At 47.9% G+C, this 12363-nt stretch carries 13 protein-coding genes; all 13 read left to right on the forward strand.

The annotated features are described in order from the left end of the window. The first annotated feature begins 1 nt into the window (after position 1). Complete coding sequence (gene truD, locus CLC91_RS03695; protein ID WP_233132565.1) at positions 2 to 1081, forward strand: tRNA pseudouridine(13) synthase TruD; 1080 nt, start codon at positions 2 to 4, stop codon at positions 1079 to 1081. Then, positions 1062 to 1799, forward strand: a complete 738-nt coding sequence (gene surE / locus CLC91_RS03700) for a 5'/3'-nucleotidase SurE (protein WP_095499631.1) — start codon at positions 1062 to 1064, stop codon at positions 1797 to 1799. Before truD ends, surE begins: the two co-directional genes overlap by 20 nt. Beyond that, a complete protein-coding gene (locus tag CLC91_RS03705) occupies positions 1796 to 2434 on the forward strand; it encodes a protein-L-isoaspartate(D-aspartate) O-methyltransferase (RefSeq protein ID WP_095499632.1) in 639 nt (212 codons plus the stop codon). Before surE ends, CLC91_RS03705 begins: the two co-directional genes overlap by 4 nt. Before the next feature lie 10 nt (positions 2435 to 2444). Beyond that, on the forward strand, positions 2445 to 3341 hold the full coding sequence (locus CLC91_RS03710) for a peptidoglycan DD-metalloendopeptidase family protein (protein WP_095499658.1): 897 nt from the start codon (positions 2445 to 2447) through the stop codon (positions 3339 to 3341). Positions 3342 to 3444: 103 nt separating this feature from the next. Then, a complete protein-coding gene (gene rpoS / locus CLC91_RS03715; RefSeq protein WP_095499633.1) occupies positions 3445 to 4473 on the forward strand; it encodes an RNA polymerase sigma factor RpoS in 1029 nt (342 codons plus the stop codon). A 154-nt stretch (positions 4474 to 4627) separates the two neighbouring features. Beyond that, a complete protein-coding gene (locus CLC91_RS03720) occupies positions 4628 to 5272 on the forward strand; it encodes an MBL fold metallo-hydrolase (protein WP_179287589.1) in 645 nt (214 codons plus the stop codon). Positions 5273 to 5553: 281 nt separating this feature from the next. Continuing rightward, entirely contained in the window at positions 5554 to 6765 is a 1212-nt protein-coding gene (locus CLC91_RS03725; protein WP_095499635.1) for an alginate export family protein, read from the forward strand. Positions 6766 to 7048: 283 nt separating this feature from the next. Next, positions 7049 to 8071, forward strand: coding sequence for a hydrogenase expression/formation protein HypE (gene hypE / locus CLC91_RS03730; protein ID WP_095499636.1), 1023 nt, complete (start codon positions 7049 to 7051; stop codon positions 8069 to 8071). 19 nt (positions 8072 to 8090) lie between these two features. Then, positions 8091 to 8255, forward strand: a complete 165-nt coding sequence (locus CLC91_RS14965) for a hypothetical protein (protein WP_158220689.1) — start codon at positions 8091 to 8093, stop codon at positions 8253 to 8255. Between the two features lie 35 nt (positions 8256 to 8290). Next, entirely contained in the window at positions 8291 to 9436 is a 1146-nt protein-coding gene (locus CLC91_RS03735; protein WP_095499637.1) for a hydrogenase small subunit, read from the forward strand. After that, positions 9433 to 11133, forward strand: a complete 1701-nt coding sequence (locus CLC91_RS03740) for a nickel-dependent hydrogenase large subunit (protein ID WP_095499638.1) — start codon at positions 9433 to 9435, stop codon at positions 11131 to 11133. The genes CLC91_RS03735 and CLC91_RS03740 overlap by 4 nt, the downstream gene beginning before the upstream one ends. 9 nt (positions 11134 to 11142) lie before the next feature. Beyond that, positions 11143 to 11817, forward strand: a complete 675-nt coding sequence (gene cybH / locus CLC91_RS03745; protein WP_095499639.1) for a Ni/Fe-hydrogenase, b-type cytochrome subunit — start codon at positions 11143 to 11145, stop codon at positions 11815 to 11817. Positions 11818 to 11823: 6 nt separating this feature from the next. Next, positions 11824 to 12360 carry a HyaD/HybD family hydrogenase maturation endopeptidase gene (locus CLC91_RS03750; RefSeq protein ID WP_095499640.1) on the forward strand — a complete coding sequence of 179 codons (537 nt, stop codon included), beginning with the start codon at positions 11824 to 11826 and terminating at the stop codon, positions 12358 to 12360. Positions 12361 to 12363 lie beyond the last annotated feature (3 nt).

The following is a 12363-nucleotide window of genomic DNA, read 5'->3' on the forward strand; positions in this document are numbered from 1 at the left end:
TATGGATATGACGAGCTTAACCTACTTGCATGGAAAACCTTCAAGCCAAGCCACTTTAAGAGCTAAACCCGAAGATTTTCAGGTCACGGAATTGCTTCCCATCGAATTTGACGGCGAGGGCGAGCATTTCTATTTGTACGTTCGCAAAATAGGGCAAAACACCGCTTATGTCGCTAAGGTCATCGCGCGTTTTGCCGGTGTACCGCCACGGGATGTATCAGTGGCCGGGCAAAAAGACCGGCACGCGGTTACAGAGCAATGGTTTTGCGTTCGACTACCGGGTAAAGAAACCCCTTCTTGGACCGACATCAATACCGACCAAATCCAGGTACTGGATGTAAAACGCCATCGTCGTAAACTGCGAACTGGGGCTTTGCTTGGCAATCAATTCAAACTCTGTCTACGGGACATTAGCGACAGTCAGGATATTGTTGAGCGTATCGCAAAAATCGAGAAAACCGGCGTACCTAATTATTATGGCGAGCAACGCTTTGGTCATGGCGGCGCCAACGTTGACAGAGCAATACAGATGTTTGCCGGTAAAAAAGCGAAAGATCGTCACAAGCGCTCTATGTACCTATCGGCGGCACGGTCATTTTTATTCAATCTGTGCTTAAGTGAGCGTTTGCAGCAATTCGGGTTAGCACCGCTTGCGGGCGATGCCATGATACTAGCCGGCAGCAACAGCTACTTTAAAACCGACGCTTGGGATGAAACCCTAGAGCAACGATTACAAACGAACGATATCGGTTTTTCTGGTCCTCTGTGGGGGCAAGGCGAATTGGCTTCTCAGGGGCAAGCTCGTGACTTCGAGTTGTCTGTTTGCCAACAGCATAGCGATTTGTGCCAAGGGCTTGAATCGTACGATCTCAAACAAGAGCGCAAAGGATTGCTATTGCGACCACAGCAATTGCGTTACGAGCTTGATGCAAAAAACAATACCATTATCCTAGAGTTCGTGCTCCCGAGTGGCGCTTTTGCGACCAGTGTGGTGAGAGAACTCACCGGTTATCAAGATGCTCAAGCAATGGAGCAGCAGTTAAAGCAGGATGAAGCACCTAATGAAAATTCTGGTCAGTAATGATGATGGCGTTAACGCCGTTGGAATCAAAGCGCTGTCAGATGCGCTTAGCGAGCTTGGAGAAGTGCTAACGGTGGCGCCGGATCGCAACTGTTCAGGGGCGAGTAATTCGCTAACTTTAACCAATCCGTTGCGCATTCACACGCTGGAAAATGGATACATCTCAGTCAATGGAACGCCAACGGATTGCGTGCATTTAGCGATTCGTGAACTGTATCAAGATGAGCCGGAAATTGTAGTGTCTGGAATCAATGATGGTGCAAATTTGGGTGATGACACCCTCTACTCAGGAACCGTTGCTGCTGCGATGGAAGGGCGCTTTCTTGGCTTACCGGCGTTGGCCATTTCCTTGGTCGGGAAAACGCACTATGAGACGGCGGCGATCGTTGCCAAACAGCTGGTAGAGAAACTCAAATCGGCGCCGTTAGGCAAAGACCAAATTCTCAACGTCAATGTGCCCGATATTCCATATGAGCAAATTAAAGGGATCCGAGTGACCCGCTTGGGGGCCCGTCACAAAGCGGAAGGCATGGTTCGTACTCAAGACCCCGCAGGTCGAGAGATATTTTGGCTTGGACCACCGGGGGCTCAACAAGATGCAGGAGAGGGCACCGATTTTGAAGCGGTTGCTCAAGGCTATGTATCCATCACGCCTTTGTGGGTCGACTTAACCGCCTACGAACGCATGTCGGCACTTGCAGATTGGGTTGAACGATGAATAAAGGACTCGCTTCTGCAGCAGGTAAACGTCTAGCCGCTATGTTGGCGCAATCTGGCATCGTTGATGAGCGGGTACTTAATGCCATTGCCGCCACGCCTCGAGCTTTGTTTATTGACGATGCTTTGGCCATGAAAGCGTATGAAAATACGGCTCTGCCAATCGGTCAGGGGCAAACCATCTCGCAGCCCTATATTGTGGCTCGAATGACCGAGCTACTGTTGAAAAGCGAGCCGCAATCAGTGTTGGAAATTGGTACTGGATCTGGATATCAAGCCGCTATTTTAGCTCAGCTTGTTCCTAAGTTAGCGACGGTAGAGCGCATCAAAAGCCTGCAAATTTTAGCCCGGCGTCGATTGAAAAGTCTTGATTTGCACAACGTAAATTTTAAATACGGTGATGGTTGGAATGGCTGGCCGAGCAAAGGACCTTTTGACGCGATAATGGTGACCGCAGCAGCGGCTCACGTACCCCAAGAATTGTTGCATCAATTAACCGAAGGGGGGCGTTTGATTATTCCTGTGGGCAGTGAGCAGCAAACGCTGCAAGTGATCACGCGACATGGAGACAGTTTTGTCAGCGCTCAAATCGAAGCGGTCAGGTTCGTGCCGCTGATTAATGGTGATTTGGAATAGCCAGCCGATGATGCGACTGATTGCGCTAACTGGACTGAGTTTCTTGCTAACGGCTTGTGCATTCGAGGCGCAACGACCAGCGCCCGTTACCGAGCTCAACCCCACGGCAGTATATCGTGCCGAAGAACGGGGCAGTTATAGTGGTTCGCACTACACGGTTAAGCGGGGAGACACCTTGTATTCCATTGCTTTTGCTAGCGGTAAAGACTACCGTCAAATAGCAACAATCAACAGCTTATCCCCACCTTATATTATTCATCCGGGTCAACGACTGGCTCTTTCTGGTCAAACCAGAAAAGCTCAAAACTCGAGCAAAAATTCTAAATCTTCACCAAAGCATGTTGTGACCTCAGCTCCAGTAACAGCGGGCGCTAGCGCTTCCCAAGCCAAAAACACAAACCGTAACAATAGTACATTAGCAACTCCTAAAAAAGATCTTGCTAAGGATGGCTCCGGGGAGTATGTTGAGACAAGAAGTAAACAAAATGTTAATCAAGTTATCCACAAAACTGGCCCGACTAAAGAGACACAGAAAGTCAGTGCGTGGATTTGGCCAGCTAAGGGCAAGTTGGTCGGACGATATACTTCTGGTGAGCAAAGTGGAAATGGAATAAAAATTTCTGCAACGCGGGGTTCCGCGGTTTTGGCGTCTGCGGACGGTAGAGTAGTGTATGCCGGCAGCGCGCTAAGAGGGTACGGTAATCTGATTATTATTAAACACAATGACGATTACCTCAGTGCTTACGCTCACAATGATCGGATCTTGGTTAAAGATCGGCAAAACGTGCAACAAGGGCAACGCATTGCCGATATGGGGAGCTCTGGTACAAACCAGGTCATGCTTCACTTTGAAATCCGTTACCGCGGACAATCAGTGGACCCCCTAAACTTTTTACCAAAGCAGTGAAGGAATTTTGTCACATTTGTTTGGTAACTTTTTTATGCAAAGGAACACGGAGGCCGAAAGGTGCAATTGAAAATTTGGGTAATGCGTACGGGAGACACTTACCATGAGTCACACTACAACTAATACGGCGGAGGCCGTAACTACCTCGCTAGATACCGATCAACTTGATCAAGCCGTTATCGAAGCCGCAGTGGAGCTTGAAGCCAGTAAAGCTGCTAAAACGGCACAACAAACCAAAGCTACCTCAACCACCAAGGTGCCAAGCGACAAGCGCACCAAAGAAGATCTGCAAAAGAATCTAGATCCGACCCAGATGTATCTAAGTGAAATTGGATTTTCGCCACTGCTGAGCGCCGACGAAGAAAAGTTTTTTGCGCGCAAAGCATTGAAAGGGTGCGAGAAGTCAAGAAACCGCATGATTGAGAGTAATTTGAGATTGGTGGTTAAAATTGCGCGTCGATACAACAATCGAGGATTGGCGTTACTGGATCTTATAGAAGAGGGTAACTTAGGACTTATTCGTGCGGTAGAGAAGTTTGATCCGGAGCGAGGCTTTCGCTTTTCTACCTACGCCACTTGGTGGATCCGACAAACCATTGAGCGGGCCATCATGAACCAAACCCGTACCATTCGGCTACCCATTCATGTGGTTAAAGAGCTTAATGTTTATCTGCGTACGGCGAGAGAATTAGCCCATCAATTAGACCATGAACCAACCGCCGAAGAGATTGCTGAGAAATTGGATAAGCCGGTTGAAGACGTGAGTCGCATGCTTAAACTGAATGAAAAAATCACCTCGGTGGACACGCCAATCGGCGGCGAATCGGACAAAGCGTTATTGGACATTATTGCTGATGACGACAAGGTTGGCCCAGATTATTGTGTGCAAGATCAAGATATTAAGAACTCAGTTGTGCGTTGGTTGGAAGAGCTTAATAGCAAACAACGGGAAGTTTTAGCGCGCCGATTCGGGTTGATGGGGTATGAGCCATCCACCTTAGAAGATGTCGGGCGAGAAATCGGGTTAACTCGTGAGCGAGTACGTCAAATTCAGGTCGAGGCCTTACGTCGATTGAAAGATTCACTTGGCTCGCAAGGGCTTAATGTTGAAACTCTGTTTCGTCAACAATAGTCATTGACGCAACATCGCAACATCGCAACATCGCAACATCGCAATAAGCAAGGGTTCGCCCTTGCTTTTTTTATGCATGAACCCACAAATTCGGTTATGCTGGGCGCTATTCTGTCAATCTAGACGCATTTGGAGCGACATCCTCGTTATGGCATTGCAATACAAAATTATTCCAGTAACCCCTTTTCAGCAAAATTGTTCATTGATCTGGTGTGATGTAACCAATCAAGCCGCATTAGTCGATCCGGGTGGTGACCCTCAACGCATCGAAGAAGCGCTTAGTCAAACAGGGGTGCAACTGGCCGCCATTTGGTTAACTCACGGTCATTTAGACCATGTTGGAGCCTCGAGCGCGATAGCAACTCAATATAAGGTTGATATCATTGGGCCTGGCAAACAAGACCAATTTTGGTTGGATGGCTTGGCTCAGCAAAGCCAAATGTTTGGTTTTGACACCATAGAGTCGTTCACTCCTACGCGCTACTTAGCGCATGGTGACACTTTATCGTTAGGACAATTGACGTTTAAAGTGGTGCATGTACCGGGCCACACCCCTGGTCACATGGCGATATTCAATCAACAAGCCAATATAGCGTGGGTAGGCGATGTACTGTTTTGTGGCTCTATTGGGCGCACCGATTTTCCTCAGTCAGACCATCAAGCTTTGATTCACTCGATTCGACATCAGTTGTGGCCCCTTGGCGATGACGTTACCTTTGTACCCGGGCATGGTCCTAATGGTACGTTTGCCAATGAACGGAAAAATAACCCGTTTGTGGCAGATCAACTATTTTCCTAAGTTAAGCCAGTACTTCTCTTCACTAATCTTCAGCCAAGCCGCCTCTTAGCGGCTTTTACGCGTCCTCCCGCCATCTAAACGTGATCGGGGTCACGTTTCAGGCTTTGGTTGAAGCGTCTTTTGTGACGCAATCGTGACAAGTGTGTAACCCTATGTAGGTATTTGGGGTTTGACGTGATCTAAATCAAAATTTTTTGTAAATGATTTTCATAGGATTGCTGTCAACATGTTGCAAATAAGCAACCCAATATAATAATCACATAGCCTGATAGGATAATGACATGCTAAAACAATCTTCAATTAGCTTAACCATCGCGGCCGCGTTAGTTGGTTTTTCAGCGCCAACCCTGGCGGAAGCAACAAGCGTTACTGAAGCTTTGACCCAAGGCTCGGTAAAAGGCGATGTACGTCTGCGCTTTGAAGGAGTTTCTCAAGACAATGACCTTAAAGATGCACAAGCTCTAACGATTCGTACTCGACTGGGTTACACCACCGCTGACTTTAGCGGATTTAGTGCAATGGTTGAATTTGAAGATTCTCGCCCAGCCTTCGGTGTCAACAATTACAACGACACCATTAATGGTGATACGCACTATTCTGTGATTGCCGATCCTAAGGTTACTGAAGTCGACCAAGCGTTTGTTCAGTACAAAAATGACATGCTTCTTGGCCGCGTAGGTCGTCAAGTGCTGGCCATCGACAATCAACGGTTTATTGGTCATGTGGGCTGGCGTCAAGATCGTCAAACCTTTGATGCAGCAAACCTAGTGGTGACGCCCATTAAAGATCTAAGCCTACAGTACGCCTACATTACTAAACGCAATCGTATTTTTGCTGACGTGAAAGATGTGGATTCTAAAGACCACGTATTGAACGCGTCGTACAATACGCCGTTTGGTAAAGTGAGCGGTTACGGTTACTTGCTGGAAGAAGACAAAGCCATGAAGAATGGCCTCGACACCTACGGTGTTCGCTTCGCCGGTGCTCAAGACTTGGATGCATTCAAGCTAGGATACCAAGCAGAGTATGCTCAACAGAAGTCGACCATGGACACCATGAGCTACGATGCAAACTACTACTTCCTTGAGGCAAAAGCGGGCTTTAAGCCGGTTTCGGTAGCGCTTGGCTACGAAGTATTGGGTTCGGACGACGGCAACTACGGCTTCTCGACGCCGCTGGCCACCTTGCATAAATTTAACGGTTGGTCAGATCAATTCTTAGGTACGCCTAAGCAAGGTCTTAAAGATCTGTATGCCACGGTTTCAGGCCAGTTTATGAAAGTGAATTGGTTGGTAACCTACCACGATTTCAGTGCCGACAAAGAAACCATGGATGTTAAAGATCTTGGTAAAGAGATTAACGCCTCACTAACCACTAAGTTTACTGATAACCTTAGCGGCGGTATCAAATATGCGGCCTACATGGCCGGTGATAAAGGCGCTGGTAAAGTTGATACTGATAAAGTTTGGGTTTGGGCAGGGCTAACCTTCTAAAAGCACTTTACTGATACCAAAAGCCACTCGTTTGAGTGGCTTTTTTGTTTTTTAGCGTTAACAAGTCTGTAAATTTTTAACAAAACTAGTTAACGGGAACACTTCATTCCCCCTCTAAACAGGCTTAAAAATGAGAGTTTTGTCACAATATTGTCGGCAACCGTCGCGGCGGTTGCTATACACGTAACAGCGATGATTTAGATCAACTTTTGAGGTGGTGAGGTGTGACATAGTCACTGTAGATTTCGGTAGTAAGACGTAACACAAAATAAAAAGTGACCCTATGACAGGCACGAAAATAACCTTAGCTCATGGCAGTGGTGGCCTCGCTATGCAACAGCTGATTAAAGACTTATTTGTTAAGTACTTTAATAATCCGCACCTTAGCTTGATGGAAGATCAGGCACAGCTTTCTTTAGCTTCTTTTTCCAACAGCACCGACAAACTGGCATTTGCCACCGACTCCTTCGTGATTGACCCCATCACCTTTAATGGTGGAGACATAGGTAAACTCGCTGTATGCGGAACCGTTAACGATCTAGCGGTGGGCGGTGCCATACCCAAATATCTTAGCGCTGGCTTCATTATTGAAGAAGGCTTAGATTTGGCGACTCTAGAGCTCATTGTGAAATCCATGGCGCAACAAGCTGAACGAGCGGGCGTCAGTATTGTTACCGGCGATACCAAAGTGGTGCATAAGGGGGCTTGTGACAAGCTGTTTATTAATACCAGTGGTATTGGCGTAATTCCAGAAAATCGCTGTTTGGGGGTGTCCCAAGTGCAAGCGGGGGATAAAGTCCTTGTTAATGGGACCTTAGGGGATCATGCCACCGCCATATTGCAAGCCCGCGGAGAGCTCGCTTTATCGGGCGATATTAGCAGCGATTGCGCCGCGCTCAATGAACTTACAGAGCTCATGCAAGTTGCTGGCAAGGTGCACGCAATGCGTGATGCAACACGCGGTGGTGTAGCTGCGGTTTGTAATGAGATCAGCGAATCCAGCCAACTGTCTATCTGTTTAAAAGAAACCCAACTGCCCATTCATCAAGAAGTTCGAGCGGTATCGGAAATGCTTGGACTTGACCCCTTACTTATGGCGAATGAAGGCAAATTAGTGGCTTTCGTTGCCGCTGAAAATGCCGACGCTGTGTTGGCCGCCATGCAATCACACCCATTAGGCAAACAAGCTGCATGTATCGGCGAGGTGAGTGACGCAACGACTCCTCAAGTTGTAGTGGAAGGGCTTTATGGCACTCATCGTCAGTTACAAATGCCGGTGGGCGAACAATTACCTCGAATTTGTTAATTCAATTATGGAGCACACAATGAAAAAACTTTTAACACTAGTCGCCATAACAACTCCAGGCATTGCCATGGCTCACGAAGGTCACGGCGCATTTGGCCACTATCACTTCCACGCCAGCGATTTTCTTATCATGGCGGCGGTGGGTTTGGCGATAGGGCTCGGTTGGAAATTACTTAAAAAATAGAAATAAGACTTAGGTCCAGTTAAGGAGAACGTCTCGTGTCTAAACATCAAGCACTAATGAAACGCTGCGAGCAGCGATTGGAGGAGCTTTCTAAGCAAACTGCAATCAAAAGCACTTCGCTAGAAAAGCGCTTAGAAGATAGCGGCATTAGCCGCCGTGAGTTTATGCAATGGAGTGCAGTTACAGCGACCGCATTATCACTGCCACTGCAATTTGCACCCATGGTAGCGCAAGCGGCCGAACTCGCCGATAGAGTGCCACTCATTTGGTTGCATATGGCTGAATGTACCGGCTGTTCGGAATCTCTTATTCGTACCGATACACCAAACATCGATACCCTATTATTCGACCACATTTCGTTGGAATACCACGAGACCTTGATGGCGGCAGCGGGTTGGCAAGCGGAAGAGAATCTAGAACACGCTATGGAAGCCTATAAAGGCCAATATTTGTTAGCGGTTGAAGGAGCGATTCCTACTGCCAACGGTGGACACTTCTTAACGGTTGGCTGTAAAGGCCATACCGGTGTTGAAATTATCGAAGAAACCGCCGCCAATGCAGCTGCCATTGTAGCTGTCGGCACGTGCGCTGCATTTGGCGGAGTACAAGCTGCTGCGCCAAACCCAACCGGTGCTAAGGGTATTAATAAAGTTATTAATCAGCCGGTGGTTAACTTAGGTGGTTGCCCGCCAAGTGAGAAGAACATTGTGGGTACCATTATGTACTTCATCATGTTTGGCCATTTGCCACCCCTTGATATGTACGACCGACCCAAATGGGCTTACGGTGCGCGAGTTCACGACAATTGTGAACGCCGCGGCCGTTTTGATGCGGGTGAGTTTGTGGAAACCTTTGGCGATCACGGCGCTAAAGAAGGTTACTGCTTATATAAAGTGGGTTGTAAAGGCCCGTATGCATACAACAACTGTCCTACCGAGCGTTTTAATCACCACACCAGTTGGCCCGTATTAGCCGGCCATGGCTGTATTGGCTGCTCAGAGCCGGATTTCTGGGACACCATGGCGGATTTCGAAAAGCCATTGGGCCGCCGCGAATTACACAGCTTAGATAAGACCGCTGACTACATAGGTGGCGCGTTATTAGGTGCAACAGCCGTCGGTATTACAGCACACGCAGTTGCAGGTATTTTTGCCAAAAACATTGAGGAAGTTGAAGAATGAGTAAACGTGTCGTAGTCGATCCCATTACTCGGATTGAAGGTCACCTGCGCATTGAAGTGGAAGTGGATGAGAATAATGTCATTACCAATGCTTGGTCTTCTTCAACGCTTTGGCGTGGTATCGAAGTCATTATGAAAGGGCGCAGTCCAATGGACGCGGGCCTTATCAATCAACGCATTTGTGGCGTGTGTACTTACTCTCATTATCGCTGCGCCACCGAAGCGGTAGAGAACGCTCTGGGTGTGCAAATTCCTTTAAATGCCCAGTATCTGCGAAGCTTAATGCAAACCTCGCTGTACATGCACGATCACATTGTTCATTTCTATCACCTGCATGCGCTTGACTGGGTGGATGTGGTATCCGCACTGTCGGCTGATCCGGCTGCGGCTGCTCAGGTTGCCATGAAGTACAGCGACAAGCCGATTGCCGCTGGTGAAGGTGAGCTTAGAGCCACACAAGAGCGTGTTCAAAAATTGGTAGACAGCGGTAAGCTTGGACCTTTTGCTAACGCTTATTGGGGTGCTAAAACTTATCAGCTAAGCCCTGAGCAAAACTTGATTGCAGTATCTCACTACCTAAAAGCGTTGGAAATTCAGCGCGTTGCGGCGGAAATGTTAGCCATCTTCGGTGGTAAGCAGCCGCATCCGCAATCGCTTGTGGTGGGCGGTGTAACCTCAGTACGCGACATGCTCAGCCCGGCTCGTTTGCAAGAGTGGAAGCAAAAACACGCTCAAGTTAACGATTTTATTAACCGCGCTTATTTGCCTGACGTGTTAATGGCGGCTGAAGCCTATAAAGCAGAGCCATCGGTTTTAGCGGGCTTGGCTGTTAAAAACTTCCTCGCTACTGATGATTTCGTGATTGGCCGTAATCAGCACTTGTTCCGCGGTGGCGTGATTCGCAATGGCGATCTTGCGAACGTTGAGCCTGTAAACCCAGACTTGTTCAAAGAAGACGTTACCCATGCTTGGTATGAAGATGGCGATGCGCTGCACCCCTACGATGGTGAGACCAAGCCTAACTACACTGGCTTTACCGAGCGCGATACCGTTTATGGCGAACTACCAACGGTTGACGGTGATGGCAAGTACAGCTGGGTGAAATCACCTCGTTACGACGGTGAGCCTATGGAAGTAGGGCCGCTTGCCAGTTTGTTGGTGAACTACGCTCAAGGTAACCCAAAAGTTGTGGCGGCTATCGACAACTTGCTTGCCGCAACGGGCTTGCCGGTTGAAGCTTTATTTACCACCCTTGGACGTACCGCGGCTCGTTTAGTGCAAACCATGATTGTTGCCGAAGCCGGTCTAGAAACCTTTGATGCTTTGGTTAAAAACATTGTGGTGCATGACGACACCTTCGTTGAGCCGGTGCTCGATCCGAGCAAAGAGTATGTTGGTCACGCGATGATCGAAGCGCCTCGAGGCTTGTTAAGTCACTGGATCCGCATTAAGGACGGTAAAGTCGAAAACTACCAAGCCGTGGTGCCGACAACTTGGAACGCCGGTCCGGTGGATGCTAATGGTAAAAAAGGACCATACGAAGCAGCCTTGGTTGGGGTGAAATTAGAGGATCCGAAACAACCTCTGGAGATCATTCGAATTATTCACAGCTTCGACCCATGTATGGCTTGTGCGGTTCACGTAATGGACTTCAAAGGCCAAGATTTGGGCGAGTTTGAAGTGAAAGCAGCCTGCTAAGGAGGAGCTATGTCTAATACGAGTTCTTACTCAAGAGATTACGTATTTAGCACCGCCATTCGTGTTTTTCACTGGCTGCGGGCGTTGTCCATTGTCATGCTGGTGATCACCGGCTTTTACATCTCTTGGCCATTTTTAGTGGCTTACGGTGGTACCGATAACTTGATGCAAGGGTGGGTGCGTTTTGCTCACCTTGTGTTCGGCTTTATTTTGGTAGCCATAACCCTAGCACGAGCCTATTTGTTCTTTTTCTCGAAGAGCGATATTGAGCGTCGATCCTTTAAAGACCTTATTAGTCCGCGAATGTGGATAAAAGTATTAAAGGCCTACGCCTATATTTCGAAGAAAGAACAAACCGGGGTCTACAATCCTTTGCAGTTCGTCACCTATTTCATGTTGACCATGGTCATCATAGTTATGTGTGTGACCGGATTAGCACTTCATGCCCATGTTTATCATGAAGGCATGGGTGGAATGCTGTATCCGTTTGCAGAATGGGTTGTTGTGGCCTTTGGTGGGTTAGCGCCGGTTAGAGAAGTGCACCACTTTTTAACATGGGTGTTTGTTATTTTTGTGGTGGTTCATGTGTACATGGCAATCTTCAGTGGCGTTCGTTTCCGCCACAATGCTGTTGATAGCATTGTTTCGGGTTACGACTACCACAAACTGAAAAAAGAAAAGTAACGTTAGATGAAAATTCTCATCCTGGGAATTGGCAATGTACTGTACGCCGATGAAGGTATCGGCGTACATTTTGTCAATTATTTCCAGCAAAAATATAAGATTTCAGGCCAGCATCAAGTTGATATCGTCGATGGTGGCACACTCGCTCATGCTCTGATACCCATGATGTCGGAGTATGATCAAATTGTTGTAGTGGATACGGTTCACTCAACCGAGGCCCGCGTTGGGGCGGTGTACTTTTTTGACTTTGATAGAACCCCAGGTGATGTCGATTTTCAAGGCAGCGCCCATGAAGTCGAAATGCTGCATACCCTTAATATGATGGACATGGTTGGGGACAGACCCCAAACCTTTATTCTTGGCATTATTCCTCAGGTATTGGAATCGATGAGTTTTGAGTTAACCGATCCCATTCTTGAAGGTGTGCCCCTGATGGAACAGGCATTGGTTAAGCACTTAACCGAGCACGGGTTGACCTGCAAGCAGCAAGCGTCGCCGGATATTTTAGAGATTGCCCAGCAATCTTGCTGTCAGGAGTCCTGAACC

The sequence above is a fragment of the Paraferrimonas haliotis genome, assembly GCF_002282895.1.
Lineage (GTDB): Bacteria > Pseudomonadota > Gammaproteobacteria > Enterobacterales > Shewanellaceae > Paraferrimonas > Paraferrimonas haliotis.